The 16774-nt window shown below is 59.0% G+C and carries 9 protein-coding genes; 6 read left to right on the forward strand and 3 right to left on the reverse strand.

Features of this window, described 5'->3' with window-relative positions:
- Positions 1-30: 30 nt before the first annotated feature.
- Entirely contained in the window at positions 31-5013 is a 4983-nt protein-coding gene (locus tag IE079_RS09225) for a diguanylate cyclase (RefSeq protein WP_189575692.1), read from the reverse strand.
- A 292-nt stretch (positions 5014-5305) separates the two neighbouring features.
- Between IE079_RS09225 and acnA the strand changes: the two genes are divergently transcribed.
- The 4 genes from acnA (at position 5306) to IE079_RS09245 (ending at position 9816) form a co-directional block, all read left to right on the forward strand.
- A complete protein-coding gene (acnA, locus tag IE079_RS09230) occupies positions 5306-8068 on the forward strand; it encodes an aconitate hydratase AcnA (protein ID WP_189575693.1) in 2763 nt (920 codons plus the stop codon).
- A gap of 100 nt (positions 8069-8168) precedes the next feature.
- Complete coding sequence (locus IE079_RS09235; protein ID WP_189575694.1) at positions 8169-8489, forward strand: DUF2288 domain-containing protein; 321 nt, start codon at positions 8169-8171, stop codon at positions 8487-8489.
- 7 nt (positions 8490-8496) lie between these two features.
- Positions 8497-8868 carry a PA4575 family protein gene (locus IE079_RS09240; RefSeq protein WP_189575695.1) on the forward strand — a complete coding sequence of 124 codons (372 nt, stop codon included), beginning with the start codon at positions 8497-8499 and terminating at the stop codon, positions 8866-8868.
- A gap of 36 nt (positions 8869-8904) precedes the next feature.
- Complete coding sequence (locus tag IE079_RS09245; RefSeq protein ID WP_189575696.1) at positions 8905-9816, forward strand: LysO family transporter; 912 nt, start codon at positions 8905-8907, stop codon at positions 9814-9816.
- Here the strand turns inward: IE079_RS09245 and IE079_RS09250 are convergent.
- Complete coding sequence (locus IE079_RS09250) at positions 9813-12650, reverse strand: PAS domain-containing protein (protein WP_189575697.1); 2838 nt, start codon at positions 12648-12650, stop codon at positions 9813-9815. The genes IE079_RS09245 and IE079_RS09250 overlap by 4 nt on opposite strands.
- On the reverse strand, positions 12634-14427 hold the full coding sequence (locus IE079_RS09255) for a sensor histidine kinase (RefSeq protein WP_189575699.1): 1794 nt from the start codon (positions 14425-14427) through the stop codon (positions 12634-12636). The genes IE079_RS09250 and IE079_RS09255 overlap by 17 nt, the downstream gene beginning before the upstream one ends.
- A 73-nt stretch (positions 14428-14500) precedes the next feature.
- On the opposite strand from IE079_RS09255, the gene IE079_RS09260 reads away from it, so the two are divergent.
- Positions 14501-16210, forward strand: coding sequence for a diguanylate cyclase (locus tag IE079_RS09260; protein WP_227712419.1), 1710 nt, complete (start codon positions 14501-14503; stop codon positions 16208-16210).
- Between the two features lie 116 nt (positions 16211-16326).
- Positions 16327-16740, forward strand: a complete 414-nt coding sequence (locus IE079_RS09265; RefSeq protein ID WP_227712420.1) for a response regulator — start codon at positions 16327-16329, stop codon at positions 16738-16740.
- The last annotated feature ends 34 nt before the right edge of the window (positions 16741-16774 follow it).

Consider the following 16774-nt stretch of genomic DNA (forward strand, 5'->3'; position numbering starts at 1 on the left):
ACTATTGTTTGTCTCGGACAGCAAAGCAGATCAATCGGCCAAAGTAAGCTGATTCCGCCCATTGGCCTTGGACTTGTACAGCGCCGTATCCGCCCGCTTGATCAGCTTCTTCGGGTCCGGATCCCCGGGCCCGGCGGCTGCCAGCCCCATACTGACCGTCACACCCAGCACCTCATCGTCCACCCGCACCTGATGTTGTTCAATGGCCTTGCGAATACGCTCCGCCACCACGGCAGCATCTTCCTGATTAGCCCCCGGCAGGATCACTACCATCTCCTCGCCACCGTAACGGGCCGCAGTATCATTCTCGCGGGAGTTCTCCCGGATCAGATCGGATACCTCCCGCAGTACCTGATCCCCGAGCTGGTGCCCCCAGGTATCGTTGAACTGCTTGAAGTGATCGATATCAATCAGTATCAGTGACAGCTCGCGACCATAACGCACCACACCAGCCAGCTCCTGGCGCAGCATATTCTGGAAATAATCATGGTTGAACAGGTTGGTCAGACCATCCACCGCCGCCTTGCGGGACAGCTCCAGCCGACCCGCCGCCGCTACTGAAATAATCTCCAGCGCACCGATACGGGCCTCGGTAAAACAGTTGCTGATATGGTTATTCTCCAGATACAACAGGCCGGTCAGCGTCCGTTCCCTGCCTTTGCCGATGGCGATGGGCAGGCACAGGATAGAGCGCACCCGCTCCCGCAGGATGTACTCCTCCCGATCCAGCCCGGGCACTGAACTGTTCACCGCCAGGGCATCGGCAACCACCACGCTTTCCCGCGTGCGGCTGACATAGTTCACCGTGGTCTGTGACACGGATTCCGACTGTTCCAGCAGCGCCGACTGAAGAATGATCGTTTCGTCGGAATCCACGGACGCCTCCGCCTCGATGCGCAGCACTCCGTCACCGTCACGCAACGCCAGGATGCCTCGCTGGGCGCCGGCGAACTCGATGGCGATGTTGATGATGGCCTCCACCATACGGCTGTGGATCTGCTCGTCGGCAATGGCCCGCAGGGCCTTCATCAGTGACGTCATGTCCACTTCCTGCATGGCCATGGCACGGGTGCCGGCCAGGGTGGCAGACTTCTGCTCCTGAGACAGGTCCGGATACCGCTGCTCCAGCTGTCGTACCTTGGCATGGGCACCCCAGCGGCGATAGAGGTCCCGGGCCCGGGAAAAATAGGGCATGGCAATGGTACTGCGGCCGGCACTCATATGCATGCTGCCGCACAACTCGCTGGCCAGCGCCTGTTCGCTCAGAAAGCCATTCGTCCGAGCCAGTTCAATGGCACGATCGAAGGCCTCGTGGGCCTCGAACGGCTTGCCGGTGACCCTGAGCAGTTCAGCCCGGCACAACTCATGCTTATCAGGCATGTTGTAGGGGTCCCGCTTCATCCTTTTAGCGATATTGCGGATATCCTTGCGCACCTGCCGGAGCAACTTGCGGCGCCGACGACTGGAGCTCGCCTGGCCGGCACTGCGCAGGAACACGAGGGTTCGCATGAACAAAGCCCAGCGCCCGACATAGAATGCCGTGCTGCCGGGAGGGTTCCTGGCCATGTGTTCAGCGATTTGCTGGGTCCGGTTTTGTGATTCATCGTCAAACAGGTAGCCCAGATACATGGCTCTGGACAAGACCAGGTCGACCAAAGCTTGATCTTTGGTTTCCCGGTGCTTTGGCAACATCTCATCAATATTGTAGGCGTCGCCGATAAGTCTGGCCGGGTTGTGACTGAATCCGCGCAGGTTTTGTAACAACTGAAGCCGCGATTCCTGATGATGCAGCATGGCATCCATGTGCAGTGCCCGGAACTCTCCCAGGTGGTGGCTTGTCAGGCTCTCCACTTTCTCCAGGTCTTCGCCGGCAAGAAGCATGTATTCCTCCAGCATGTTGGAGGCGTGAACCGCGAACTCGAAGTCGCCGTTCTCCATGCAGAAACGCGTGCCCTGGCGCAGTGGTTCATAGGTTTTCTGGATGGGTTCCTTCCAGTGCTGGATCAGCGAACCGTACAGGTGATGTGCTCGCCCCCGCCGGCTGTTGAAGCGCTCGCTCAGGTCCAGAGCCAGCCGTCCCAGCGCGATGCCGGTGTCCGGATCGTTCAGCGACTCGGCATACATCATACCCACGATCGAAAAGGTGGTGGTGCCCTCCGGCGTATGACCATGACGAAGGGCCATTTCCGCCCCGTTGATGCACAGCAGTGGCAACAGCAGCGGCTCGGCAAACATGGTCGCGCTGCCGATACTGGCGCCGATACGCATGGCGGCCCGGTGTTCGGGCGAGGTCATGTCCGGCAATTCCCTGATGCTATCAAGGTTCATGGCCTTGAGACGGCTGCTGAGCCTGAGAAAGCGCAAGCTGACATACCACTTGCGGGGATGTCGTGGGTAGGGGTGCCCCAGTTTCCTCAGCAGCGGCAGTGCGGTATCGATGGCCTTTTCCAGCTCCCCCTGGGTGATCAGGTGTCCGATTTCGATCTCATGGAAGTTGACCCGGCTCAGCAGGTCCCGGGCATTGGTCAGCCCGGATTCCAGGAACGTCTTGAGGGCACGGTGGTCACCCACGTAGGCGGCGGCTTCCGCCGCAGCTGAGAAAGCGCTCAGGGCCAGGGCGTAATCCGTGTCCCAGGGATGGTCTCCGAGTAGCAGGATGGCGCGCTGGAAATGGCTGTAGGCGATCGGGTAGGAGGCGGCCTGGCGGGCCCGGTGACCGGCTTCCAGGTTCAGGCGGCACAGTTCGCGCTTTTCCCGGTCGTCGGTAATCAGGCCGGCAGCCAGGTTCAGGTGGGTGACGATGGCAAACAGACCTTCCTTGCGCTCCACCGCATTCAGGTTGCGCAGCAACTGACGGCCAATCTCCAGGTGGGCGGCCAGCCGGGTGTCCTGATCCACCAGGTTGTAGGCGGTTTCCTGGATGCGGTCATGGGTAAATGCAAAGCGAACTGTCAGTCTTCCGGGATCCCTGTCCTGCCTCAGCTCGGCCAGCTGGTAGGCGTCACTGATCGGGGCGATCAGCCCTTCCTCGATGGGCACACGCAGGGCTTCGGCCACCCTGGCCGGCGACATGTCGGCAACCATCGACAATACCGATATTGAAAAGCGGGTGCCGGCACAGGAGGCCAGGCGCAGCAACCGCAGGCTGGTTTCCGGCAGGCGGTCCAGCTTGCGGGACATCAGCCCTGCCACGTTGTCGGTCATCTGCTGCTGCGTCAGCTGCCCGATGTCCCATATCCATTTGCCGGTGTCGGGGTCCGCCTTGATATTCCCCCGGGCATGTTGATCCTTGAGAAACTCTTCTACAAAAAACGGGTTGCCCTCGGTCTTCTGGCGGATGACCCGGGCCAGCGGCTCTGCCTCCGAGCTGCTGGTCAACAGCGTGTCCGCCAGCAACCGGCAAATGTCGGGCACGGCCAGCGGTTTCAGCTCGATGTGGGTCAGGGCAACGTCGGTTCCCTGCATTTGCTGAAGTGTCTGGATCAGTGGGTGATCGGGCGTGATTTCGTTGTCCCGGTAAGCGCCCACCAACAGCAGCCGGTCGCCTTCCACCTGGTCTACCAGCAAATCAGCCAGGCGCAGGGTGCTGCTGTCAGCCCATTGCATGTCGTCGAGCACCAGCACCAGCGGGTGATCGGCAAAGCTGAAGACCCGGATAAAGTTGAACAGGGTCAGACGAAAGCGTTGCTCGGATTCCGTGGGACCTACGGCCGGGACCTCCGGCTGCTCACCCATGATCAGCTTCAGTTCCGGCAACATCTCGGTCATCAGGGCGCCGTTGGGGCCAAGCGCCTGTTCCAGCTTGTGCTTCCACTGGGCCAGCCGCTCGTTACTTTCGGTGAGGATCTGCTGAATCAGATCCCGCAAGGCAACGGCCAGCCCGCTGTAGGGAATATCCCGGTGAACCAGATCGAACTTGCCGACAATAAAGTAGCCACGACGGGCGGTGACGGGTTTATGCAGCTCATTGATCAGGCTGCTCTTGCCAATGCCGGACCGCCCCGCCACCAGCGCCAGGGATACCTGATCGTAGGCGGCTTCGAACGCCTGCAGCAGCTGACCGACTTCCTTCTCACGGCCGTACAGCTTCTGGGGAATCCGGAAATGATCCGGCACATCATGGGATGCCAGAGGAAAGTCCTGGATGGCCGCATTGGTGTTGAGCTGCGCATAACACTCCCGCAGGTCATGGAGCAGTCCGGTGGCGCTCTGATAGCGGTCTTCCGCGGTCTTGGCCAGTAACTTCATGATCAGGTCGGATAACACCCGCGGAACACTGCTGTTGGCGTCGGCCGGTGCCACCGGAGTGCGGGCGATGTGGCAGTGAAACCACTCGATGGGTTCCTTCGCCGAAAACAGGGGGTGCCCGGTGACCAGCTCGTAAAGGGTGGCCCCCAGGGAATAGAAGTCGGAACGGTAGTCCACCGAGCGGTTCATGCGCCCGGTCTGTTCAGGAGACATGTACCCGGGGGTGCCGGGCACGGAGTTGGGCGACATGATGGTCGCCTGTTCGGTGGCGACATTCGAGGCAATGCCAAAATCCACCAGGCGTATGGTGTTGGTTTTGGCATTCACGACAATGTTGGCCGGGTTAATGTCCTTGTGAACGACGCCTCCCCTGTGCACCTCTTTCAGTGCCTTGGCCACGGCAATGCCGATGCCCACACAGGCCTTGAGAGGGATGCGCCGGTGGGTGGTCAGCCGGTCCAGAGACTGGCCACCGGTGTCTTCCAGCACCAGCGAGGGCAGGTCGCGTACCCGGGTGCTTTCGATCAGTCCGATGATGTTGTCGCCGGTGAGGCTGGACAGGATATCCGCCTCATGCTGAAGCATGGCAATGTTTTCACGGGTTGCCTGATCGGCCCTGAGGGTCTTGATGACAACGCTCTGCTGATCGCTTTCCCGGGTTGCCCGGTAGATCAGGGTGGCGCCGCCTTCGGCGATTTTTTCAATCAGCCGGTAGCCGGCCGGTGCTTCGGCTGACAGTGGAGGGGCGTTGCTGGTAGCCGCCATTTCGGGAAGACTCCTGTTGGGCTTGATTATTATAAGATTATTCCGGACCCAAACATGTAAACAAAGGTAACGTATTGTTTGATGCCGTAATGTCTATCCCGGCACAGAAACGGACTATCGGGTTTCGGGGTTGAAGTCCTGACAATTGATGCAATAGTTAATAGAGATTTATCCGGGTAAGACTTTCCCGGCACACTTCCGTAGATCATAGTCAATCCTGAAGGTTTCGGCGGTACCGGATACCCGTTGCAGGCCTTTATGCATCTGATGATCACGAACCAGGAGGCAACACATGTCGAACAACGGTATCAGTGACGACAGTTTCAACACCCTCTCGAGCATGGAAGTGGATGGCAAGACCTACCACTACTACAGCCTGCCGAAGGCCGGGAAAACACTGGGCGATCTCGACCGGATGCCTTTTTCCCTCAAGGTGCTGACCGAGAACCTGCTCAGGTTCGAAGACGGTCTCACCGTTGAGAAGAAGCATCTGGAAGCCATGGCGCAATGGCTCAAGGATCGTCGCTCCGACACTGAAATCCAGTTCCGTCCGGCGCGCGTCTTGATGCAGGACTTTACTGGCGTACCCGGCGTGGTGGACCTGGCGGCCATGCGGGAGGCGGTCAAGAAGGCGGGCAAGGACCCGGCCATCATCAACCCCCTGTCGCCGGTGGATCTGGTCATTGATCACTCGGTGATGGTGGACAAGTTCGGTGATGCGTCGTCCTTCAAGGACAATGTCACCATCGAGATGGAGCGCAACGAAGAGCGCTATGAGTTCCTGCGCTGGGGTCAGCAGGCCTTTGACAATTTCAGTGTGGTGCCACCGGGTACCGGTATCTGTCACCAGGTGAACCTGGAGTATCTGGGCCGGACGGTGTGGCAGAAAGAGCAGGACGGCAAGACATTCGCCTATCCGGATACCCTGGTGGGCACTGACTCCCACACCACCATGATCAATGGCCTGGGCATTCTGGGCTGGGGCGTTGGCGGCATCGAGGCAGAAGCCGCCATGCTGGGGCAGCCGGTGTCCATGCTGATTCCGGAAGTGGTCGGCTTCAAGGTCACCGGCAAGCTGCGTGAAGGCATTACCGCCACCGACCTGGTTCTGACCGTGACCGAGATGCTGCGTAAGAAAGGCGTGGTGGGCAAGTTCGTGGAATTCTATGGCGACGGCCTCAAGGACATGCCGATCGCCGATCGGGCCACCATCGCCAATATGGCGCCTGAGTACGGCGCCACCTGTGGTTTCTTCCCGGTGGACGACCAGACCATCACCTACATGAAGCTCACCGGTCGCGATGATCACCAGCTGGAACTGGTCAAGGCCTATGCCAAGGCCCAGGGCCTGTGGCGCGAACCCGGCCATGAGCCGCTATACAGCGATACCCTGGAGCTGGACATGGGCGAGGTGGAGGCCAGCCTCGCCGGCCCCAAGCGCCCCCAGGACCGGGTGGCGCTGAAGAACATGAAGGCCTCCTTCGAACTGTTGATGGAGACCGCGGAAGGCCCCAGCCAGGCCCGTGAGGACAAGCTGGCATCCGAGGGTGGCCAGACTGCCGTTGGCGTAGACGACAGCTACGAACATCACGCCAGCCAGGAGCTGACCCTCGACGGCGAGAAAACCCGCCTTGATCCCGGCGCTGTGGTGATCGCAGCCATTACTTCCTGCACCAACACCTCCAACCCCAGCGTGATGATGGCCGCCGGCCTGATTGCCCAGAAAGCCGTGGAAAAGGGCCTGAGCACCAAGCCCTGGGTGAAGACGTCGCTGGCGCCAGGGTCCAAGGTGGTCACCGATTACCTGAAAGTGGCTGGTTTGCAGGATGACCTGAACACGCTGGGCTTCAACCTGGTGGGCTACGGCTGCACCACCTGTATCGGTAATTCCGGCCCGCTGCCCGAGCCGGTGGAAAAGGCGGTCAACGAAGGCGACCTGACCGTGGCATCGGTCCTGTCCGGCAACCGCAACTTTGAAGGCCGGGTGCATCCTCAGGTGAAAACCAATTGGCTGGCCTCACCGCCCTTGGTGGTGGCCTACGCCCTCGCTGGCAACGTGCGGGTGGATCTGACCAAGGATCCGCTGGGCACCGACAAGGATGGTAATCCGGTCTACCTGAAAGATCTCTGGCCCAGCCAGCAGGAAATTGCTGATGCGGTGGAGAAGGTCAAGACTGACATGTTCCGCAAGGAATATGCCGAAGTCTTCGACGGTGACGAAACCTGGAAGGCCCTCAAGGTGCCGGAAAGCAAGGTATATGAGTGGTCAGACAAGTCCACCTACATCCAGCACCCGCCGTTCTTTGAAGGCCTTGGGCCGGAACCGGACGCCATCGAGGACATTCGTGATGCGAATATTCTTGCCATGCTGGGGGATTCGGTGACCACCGACCATATCTCCCCGGCCGGTTCCTTCAAGGCCGACAGCCCGGCTGGCAAGTACCTGCAGGAGCGCGGTGTTGATCCGAAAGACTTCAACTCCTACGGCTCCCGCCGGGGTAACCACGAAGTGATGATGCGCGGCACTTTCGCCAACGTTCGTATCCGCAACGAGATGCTCGACGGGGTGGAAGGTGGTTTCACCAAATTCGTGCCCGACGGAAAGGAGATGGCGATCTACGATGCGGCCATGAAGTACCAGGAGCAGGGCACACCATTGGTGGTCATCGCCGGCAAGGAATATGGCACCGGCTCCAGCCGCGACTGGGCCGCCAAGGGCACCCGCCTGCTGGGCGTGAGGGCCGTCGTGGCCGAGTCCTATGAGCGTATCCACCGTTCGAACCTGATCGGCATGGGCGTCATGCCCCTGCAGTTCCCCGAGGGCGTGGACCGCAAGAGCCTGAAACTGACCGGTGAGGAGACTATCTCCATCGAGGGGCTGGCGGGTGATATCCAGCCAGGCCAGACCCTGACCATGACGGTCACCTACAAGGACGGCTCCACGGAAACCTGCGATCTCAAGTCCCGCATCGATACGGCCAACGAGGCGGTCTACTTCCGCCATGGCGGTATCCTGCATTATGTGGTGCGGGAGATGATCAAGCAGGCATCCTAGGAGACCGCTGTCCTGCGCCAACCGCCGGCGGTGCACTTGCCGCCGGCGGGCTTTCATGCGACGCTCTTGGCTGAAGCCGAATGTGTTCCCGAGGACGTGCATGTCATCCCCCCAATCCCGCGATGAAATCAAGGCCAGGCTCAACCTGGAAACCTCCCGTATTGCCTGGCGTGAACTGCAGACCTACTATGCCCGTGGCCATGTCGTTCGTGTGTCGCCGCAGCTGGATCTGCTCGACGTAGCCGCCGAACTGACTGCGGACAACAAGGACCAGTTCCAGCAATGGATGGTGCAGGATCAGGTGGGGGAGGTCAGTCCTGACCTGGCCCGTGCCTGGTATGACCGCGAAGCCGAACTCTGGGCGGTGGTGGTGGCACCGTGGGTGCTGGTCCAGGATCGCGACGACCAGACACTGCACTGAGCCTGTCATGAAGCTCCATTATTTTCATGGTCGTGCGCCCCTGCATACGCTGGTCCTCTGGCGGGGCGGGCGCCGCGTGGAATTACACATCAAGAAAGTCGATAGTGGCGTGTGGTCGCTGGTGGCCCTGGCCGGCGATCCCGAGGGCCACCCGGACGTTACCCGCTGCCAGGGGCCCTTCCGGGATCAGGATCGTGCCGTCTCCGCGCTACGGGCGCTGACCGGCAACCTGCTGGAGCGAGGCTATGAACCCCACCGGGACGAGCCCGTGCAATGGACGGTTCGTGCCCAGCGACTGGCCCGGGACCTTCGTCAGCGCGCGGAGGCCAACGAGGGCAAGTACGTGTTTGACCCGGAGCAGTTCGAACCGACGCTCTGATTCCTTTCCGCTATTGCTGTTTCCCGAGAGGTTGTTGTGCTGGCCGATGCCCTGCTGATTCTGGTGCCTCTGTTCCTTGGTTTTGCCATTGCGCTGTCCCATCGTCCGCTGATGACCCTGGTCCACTATGGGGTGGAAGGGCTGGTCTATTTCATCCTTGCCTTGCTGGGCGTGGGTCTGGGGCAGATGGAAGGTCTCGGGCCGCAACTGGCGGCCATGGCGGTTCAGGTGGGTCTGCTGGTGACCGGTCTGTTGCTGGTGAATGTGGTGGGGCTATGGGCCTGGCACCGTTGGCAGCCGATGGTGATTGATACCGGCGGCCAGGGCGGGGTGACCAGTTACCGGCGCCTGTTCCTGGCGGCCGCCAGACCCCTGGCGGCGGTGCTGGGCGGGCTGCTCGCCGGCTGGTTTCTGCTGCCGGCATGGCCCTGGGTGGAAGACCTTGCCACCTGGTCGCTGATGCTGTTGTTATTCCTGATCGGCCTGCAACTGCGCAATGCCGGTCTCTCCCTGCGCCGCTTGCTGCTGAACAGGCAGGGGCTGGGCATTGCGGTAACCCTGGCCGCCAGTTCCCTGCTTGCCGGCCTGGTGCTGGCTCCGCTGCTGCAGGTGCCGCTGTTCCAGTCGCTGGCTCTGGCGTCCGGGTTTGGCTGGTACTCCCTGTCGGGCATCGTGATTGGCGATGCCCTGGGGCCGGCCTGGGGCGGCGTGGCCTTCCTGAATGACGTGATCCGCGAAATTATCGCCCTGGCCCTGATACCGGTGGTGATACTCAGGCGCCCGGCCGTGGCGATTGGCTATGGCGGTGCCACGGCCATGGATTTCACCCTGCCGGTCATCCGCAGCAGTGGCGGGCTGGACTGCGTGCCGGTGGCCATTGCCTCGGGTTTCATCCTGTCGTTTATTTCACCGGTGCTGATGGGGATCTTTTTGTCGCTTGGGGGCTAAGATGACCGCTCAGCTTGCAGGGGCACTGCCAGCCAGAATCTCGCTCCCTGGCCGGGGGGGGAATCAAAGCCAACATCGCCACCCATCTGCTGCATGATTTCCCGGGTAATGGCGAGCCCCAGGCCGGTGCCCCCTTGCTCACGGGTTATGGAGCTGTCTGCCTGCGCAAATTTCTGGAATATCCGTGAACGAAACTCCTCGGGAATGCCGGGCCCCTGATCGGCTACTTCAACAATCACGCCCGTGTCGGCTTTCCTGATAGTGATCGTTATCTCTGCTTTTGCCGGAGAAAACTTGATGGCATTGGAGAGCAGGTTGCTCAGGGCCTGTTTGAACCGGTGGCCATCGATAGTGGCTGAAATATCGGGCTCACTGATCGTCAGTCTGAACTGAATGTTTTTGTGCGAAGCGTAAGTATCCAGCTGCTCCAGGGTTTCCCGGGCCAGTGTTTCCATGCTGTTGTGCCGGGGGTTAAACTCCAATTGCCCCGAGACCAGTTTTTCGACGTCCAGCAGGTCATCAATCAGATGGCGCAGTTGATCGCTGTTGCGGGCGGCAACGGTAATGAGTTGTTTGACCTTTTCCGGCAGGCCTCCCAGCACTTCGCTGGCAATCAGGCTCAACGACCCGGAAATCGAGGTAAGTGGCGTTCTCAGCTCATGGCTGACGGTCGAAATGAACTCATTTTTCATGCGATCAACCTTCTTCCGTTCCGATATGTCTTCGACCAGTGTCCATACCAGTGAGCGACCGGAAGCGTTGGTAATCAGTAAGCCCTGAACAATTGCGGGAAATGTGCTCCCATCGAATTTGGTAATAGCGTACTCGTACGGGCCAAAGCGCCGGTTTTCGCTGAGCTCTTTCACAGCGGTGGCACGCAGATCTTCGTACTGTCCCGGGACCAGTTGCTCCATTTCCAGGGAGAGAAAACCGGCCCGGCTGTAGCCCGTTGGTTGCAAAAGTGCATCATTGACGCTGAGAATCTGTCCCGACTCGTAGTCGGTCAGCGATATGCCGATGGGCGAAAGCTCGAACAGTCGCCGTAATTGCTCCTCGCTTTCCTGGAGAAGCAACTGAGCCCTCTTTCTTTCGTCGATATCCGAAATGTAGCCATGCCACATGACGCTGCCATCGGCCAGCAATTCCGGGGTTGCTCTCCCCTCTACCCAGCGCCAACCTCCTCCTTTCCGGACCCGGTACTGATGCAGCCACAGCGACAGGCAATTGGCGGAGGTTTCGATGGATTCGCTCACCGCCTGAAGGTCTTGAGGGTGTATAGCGTTGAACGCGGATGTAGCGTCGGTAATGACGTCTTCAGGACTAACGCCGTAAATGTCCCTGATTCCGGGGCTGGCGTAGGGGAAGGCAGAGGATCCATCCGGCCAGCGGCGATATTGATAAAGGGTCCCGGGAATCTGATTGACCAGCTTGCTCAGGGTCTGGCTGGTCAGTTGTTCGTCCAGAAGGCTGGCAATCCACTTGGCGAGCAGAGTCACGAAGGTGATTTCGGTTTCGTTGAATTCGGTATCTCGGGGCATGCTGGAAGAAAAATTCAGAGTGCCAAACAGACGGCTTTGAGTGCGTATCGGCGCTGCAATATAAGTCTCCAGGCCAAAAGCCCGGTAACAGGCATGATCCCGATGAACGGACTTGGCCATGTGAGAAATCGCCAGGTGATCCTTTCCCTGCAGCAGGATGGCGCAGTAGGTCTTTTCCAGGGGAAAGCTTGCGCCGGCTGCCAGCCCGGCGTCGGTCGCTGAATAAAAGTCCCTGATGGTGTAGGTGTTGCCAACGATCTCACTCAGCATGGCCGTGGGCAGCTCAAGGAATTCAGCGCCGAGTTTCAGGGCGTCACCAAGCTTCTGGTCTACCGAGGATGCGCGATCGAGTGCGAGCCTGTTAAGAATGGCCAGGGCCTGATTCTGCTGTTCCATCCGATGGAGGTTTTCCATCTCGTGGGTGATGTCGGCGTGGGTGCCGTACATCTTGAGGGGCATGCCGTCCGGCGACCATTCCAGAACCTTGCCGCGATCATGTACCCATACCCAGCTGCCATCCTTGTGGCGCATTCGGCAGCGATAATCATATTCAGCTGCGTTACCCGAAAAGTGCGCTTCCAGTCGCCTTTCCGACCCCGGAAGATCCTCGGGATGGGCGAGACCCAGCCACGTCTGAATATCAACAGGTTCCAGTTCCGCCAGGGTGTAGCCACAGATGTTTGCCCAGCGCTCGTTAAAAACCGTTTCACCGGTCTGGACATTCCACTCCCAGGTACCGACTCGTGTTCCTTCAATAATGGCCTGGGCTCGCCGCTCTTTTTGCCACAGGTCAACAAAGGTGTTGTGATCACGGTGGATCTGGATTTCATGGGAAACACTGTCGGCCAGATCCCGGAGAATTTCCTGATCAGCCTCACTTAGCTGCCGGGGCTGCGAATCAATCAGGCAAAGGGTTCCGACTCTGTGGCCTTCCGACGAGAGTAGTGGCGCACCGGCATAGAAGCGGATGTGGGGGGCATCGGTAACCAGCGGGTTATCGCTGAACCGGTCATCAAGCCGGGCATCTTCTATAATCAACAGACCGGGACGGAGAATCGCATGGCCACAGAAGGATATGTCTCTGGGCGTTTCCGTTGCGCCCAGGCCCCGAGATGACTTGAACCATTGACGGTTCGAGTCCACCAGGGTGACCAGCGCTATCGGCACGTTGAAAATCCGGGTCGCCATGCGGGTGAAACGGTCAAATCGTTCCTCCGGTGCCGTGTCCAGCAATCCCGTGTTTTTCAGTGCCGCAAGCCTGTCCGGCTCATGAGGGGGGTTATCCGGTGCCTTCATTGGCTTCTCCAGGTTCTGTCTTGGTGTCGCCTACGGGTAACTCCACCCAGAACCGGGCCCCGTGGTCGAAGTGGTATCCAACCCTGCCACCCATCAGGGTGGCCAATTCACGGGAGATGGCAAGCCCGAGACCGGTTCCGGCATAAGCTCGCTCTGAGTGATGCTCCGCCTGGGCGAACCGCTGGAAAAGCCGCGGCAGGAAGCCCTTGGGGACGCCTTCACCCTGGTCCGCAACGGTGAGGCGTACCGAGTTATTTTCTGTCGGCGTGGCACTGATGGTGACGCTTGAACCCTCCGGGGAAAATTTGAGGGCGTTGCTGATGAAATTGTCGAGAATCTGCCGCAATCGATGGGGGTCTGCCTGAACTTCCTGTGAAGGGTCTGCCTCGATGACAAAGTTGATGGAGCGCGCAGAGGCCGTGGACCGATTGCCCTGACAGGCCCGTTCGATGGCAGCCCGGGCGTTGACGGTCTGGATGGCCAGGGTCATCTGGCCGGCGATGGCTTTGTTGAAATCAAGCAAGTCTGAAATCAGCAGTTGCAGCTGATCGCTGTTGCGCATCGCAAGGTCGACCATCGACCGGGCTTTGGGTGGCAACTCACCCGCTGCTCCACCCTGCAGTAGCTTCAGGGACCCACCGATCGAGGTCAAAGGGGTCCTCAGCTCGTGGCTGACCGTTGAAACGAACTGGTCCTTCATATCGTCGAGCGCTTCCCTCTCTTTTGCGAGACGATTGAAGGCACGCACCACATTACGTATCTCGGGGGCGCCGAACTCCGGCAGTCGGCTTTTGGCCGAAGGGTCTTCGGTCATTTCCCGCATACGTGCAGCAATCTGTCTGAGCGGTTGAGTCGTTGCCCGGGACAGCACCACCGCCAGGATAATGATAAGAATCATGCTTAACATACTGATGGTAAGAAACTGCAGGAACGACGCCCTGGCCGGCTCTGTGACTTCCCGATAGGGTGCGGCTCGTAAAAACTGCCAGCCCACTCTCTGGAGGTGACGGGTAGCGTAAACCCAACGCTCACCCGAGGCATCGGTTACCACGCCAGAGCTTATTCCGGAGAGAGCGGCGTCAATCAGAAGGTTTTCACCCGGTTCAGGTAGCGGTGGCATTGTCCTGTCGGACTCCAGGGAGTCGACCAGGGTGAAGGATTCCGTGTCCAGAATGTTGAAGACGATCTCGGTGTTTTCCTGCTCCGGACGGGGCAGGATACTGGATTCCTTGAGGTTGACTATGCCGCCAGCGAAGCCCAGCAAGTCGCCATCGTCGCTGAGTATGGGGTAAAGGAAAGACAGAAGTGGCAGTCCTGTTGTACGACCCACAATAGGGCGACTGATCACAGGCTCCTCTGAAACCATGGCTTTGCGGAAGTGATGACGATCCGCATAGGAGGTTCCCAGGCGGCCAGGCACGAAGCGGTTCTCCGCGATGGCGACTGCCTTTTCATCGAATACCAGCAGGCCGGCTTCGAAATACTTCGAAACCGATGACTGACGCTCCAGAATCGTCTGGAGCTCATTTTCGGGTAGCCGGCGCTGCCCGTCTGTCAACTGCAGGGCAAGGCCTTCGAGTGCCAGCAGGCGGAGTTCCAGTGCCTGATCGACCTCGATGGCATAGCGCTGTGCTTCCACTCGCTGTCGTTCGGTGAGCACCTGTTCAAAATCTGACACCAACTGCTGATAGGCGATCACCAGAATGACCGCAAGGGATAAAAGGCTGATCCCCACCGTAATAAGCACGATCCGGCCACCGAGGGATAGATTTCTCAAGGGCTCACCTCAAGGCTGTGGCGAGGGATGGCTAAACGTGGTTTCATGATACCCGGAAGGTGACCCGTTGACGTTGGCTGGAATTGGTATAGTCGGGAGGATGCCGTTGAGTGTCAATGATGTACAGGCCAGCCTGGTTGCACTGAGAAGTAAATTTTCAGGACGGGCCAGGGAAGAGATCCTTTTCCTGTCGCGCCAGGCGGAAAAAATGAGCGAGGGTAAGCTGACCGGTGCAGAATTATCGGAGGCCTATCATGTATTGCATCGGCTGGCGGGATCTGCTGGTACATTTGGCCTGCCTGATCTGGGTGAAGCGGCCAGGGTGCTTGAAAAATCACTGAAACCACATGTGGAACGACTTGCCGCAACGGGTGTGGCCGACGATGCCATTGCACCTGTTGAGCCACTGTTTTTGCGAGGCATTGAGGGGCTTTTCGGGCTGGTTACAGATCAGCCGGCGTCTGTGCCTGACAGTCAAAACAAGACCGTAGAGGGAGTTGACGACGACTCACACGGAACGCAGGTGCGGATTCTGGTCTGCCACCAGTCGGCCGATGTTCGCCTGAGTCTGGTCCAGGGACTGGCGCGTTACGGTTTTCAATGCCTTGAGGTTTCGTTGACGTCACCAGATCTGGCAGGTGTGATTGCAGAGTCATCCCGTGTTGCGAGTGTATTCGTGGTCGGCGAGCAGCAGTTGGAGGGAGTCGCCAGTGAATGCCGTAGCCAGAACGTTGGCGGTCGGCAGTTGCCTGTTTTGTGTCTGGCAGGACACGACTCTTTTGAAAAACGGTATTGGGCTGCGGAAGCCGGTGCTGAAGGTTTTTTTTCCGAGCCACTGGATTTCCCGCGGCTGGCCGACTCGATAGAGCGACTGGTTTCGGAGCGTAGATACCGGCTGTCCGGCCGGGTGCTTATTGTCGAGGATGATTCTGACCTGGCTGAACACTACCGGCTGGTGCTCGAATCCTCCGGGGTCGAGGTCCGGCTTGTCAGTGATACCCGGCATCTGATGCAGGATCTCGCTGAGTTTCAGCCGGATATAGTGCTGATGGATGTGAACCTTGCTGGCCGGTCCGGTATTACTCTGGCCCGCCTGATACGTTTCGAGCCCCGCTGGCTGAGCCTGCCCATTATTTACCTGTCTTCGGAGGATGATCCGGAAAGCCAGCTTGTCGCCATGTCCGAGGGTGCTGACGAGTTTCTGTCGAAACCCATTACAGATGACTACCTGGTCCGCTCAGTGCTGCATCGTTGCCACCGTGCCCGCCAATTGTCCGAATTGATGAATCGTGACAGTCTTACCGGGTTGCTCAAACATGCCCTGGTCAAACAACAGGTTCACAAGGAGTTGGCGAGTTGCCGGCGCTTGGGCTACCGGTCCTGCGTTGCCATGGTCGATCTCGACCATTTCAAGCAAGTCAATGACACCTGGGGGCATGGTTGCGGTGACCGCGTAATAAAAGCTCTCGCGAATCTTCTGAAGAACCGGCTTCGGGAGACTGATGTCATAGGACGCTATGGTGGTGAAGAGTTCGTCGTGGTGCTTCCCGGGTGTGATGTCGGGCAGGCGCAAAGTGTGATTGAAGGGATTGGCAGGAGCTTCTCTGAACTGCTTTTTTTCGGCAACGACGAAGATTCATTCAGTGTCACTCTGAGTGCGGGCATTGCCGCCTTGAACGACTTTTCCGATGGTGATGTCGCTCTGGAGGCCGCAGACCAGGCTCTGTATCAGCGCAAGAGTGCAGGACGTAATGGTGTTTCGGTCTATACAGTTCCTGAGTGAGCCCGGGGAGACATTCAAACCGCCAGCACAGTTTTATCAGGCAGGGTCGTCTGATGATACGAAGTATCAGCGGTTGCTAAGGCGACTGGCTCTGGATTCTGAAGAGGAGTGAGCAGTTGAGCATTGATAAGCTTTCAGGCTTGCGAGTTCTGTGTGTCGAGGATGATCCGGATATTCGCGCCATTGCGGAGCTTGCGCTCGGAGACGTCGGAGGATTTGACGTAAAATTGTGTGCAAGTGGCGCTGAAGCGTTGTCGGTTGTCGATGACTTCCAGCCAGAACTGGTGTTGCTTGATGTCATGATGCCGGGGATGGACGGCCCGGAAACATTGCGGGCCCTGAGGGCCTATGAAAGCTTGCAGAGTACGCCGGTGATCTTCATGACTGCCCGGTTACAGCCGGACGAGATCAAGGAGTATCTGGCGCTGGGAGCTATTGATGTAATCCCGAAACCGTTTGACCCCATGACCCTGGGAGAGCAGATCGGGGGCATTCTGGACAGGCACTCCGGAACAACCGGGTATAGATAAAAATCAAGTCTGACCGGGCAAGCGCTTGTTTTTT

This window comes from Marinobacter zhanjiangensis (assembly GCF_014651935.1).
GTDB lineage: Bacteria > Pseudomonadota > Gammaproteobacteria > Pseudomonadales > Oleiphilaceae > Marinobacter > Marinobacter zhanjiangensis.